Raw genomic sequence first — 324 nt, 5'->3', positions numbered from 1 at the left:
CATCTTGTCCAGGTTCAACGCTTTGTGTTTCCGGGAATACATAAATCCCGTCAACATAGCCCTTAGGCACTAGTTTGCTGTCAACGCCGAGCTCTTGCAAAGAGCAAATCATCCCTTCGGAGTGCTGTCCACGCAATTTCGCTTTTTTAATTTTGATGCCACCAGGCAAGCGCGCCCCTACTTTGGCAACGGCGACATACTGGCCAGAGCGAACATTTGGCGCTCCACAAACAATTTGGACACGCTCTTCCTCGCCAATATCAACTTGACATACATTTAGCTTGTCCGCCTCAGGATGAGGTGCTACTTCAGCCACATAACCGA

Annotated in this window: 1 protein-coding gene; it reads right to left on the bottom strand. The window is 49.4% G+C overall.

Going from position 1 to position 324, the window contains the following annotated elements; all coding sequences use genetic code 11:
• A partial coding sequence (ytpR, locus tag CHH91_RS18145) for a YtpR family tRNA-binding protein (protein WP_353615337.1) occupies positions 1-324 on the bottom strand: 324 nt, incomplete at both ends.

Source organism: Virgibacillus sp. 7505 (assembly GCF_002272135.1).
GTDB lineage: Bacteria > Bacillota > Bacilli > Bacillales > Amphibacillaceae > Terribacillus.
This window is presented reverse-complemented; position numbering and strand designations above follow the sequence as displayed.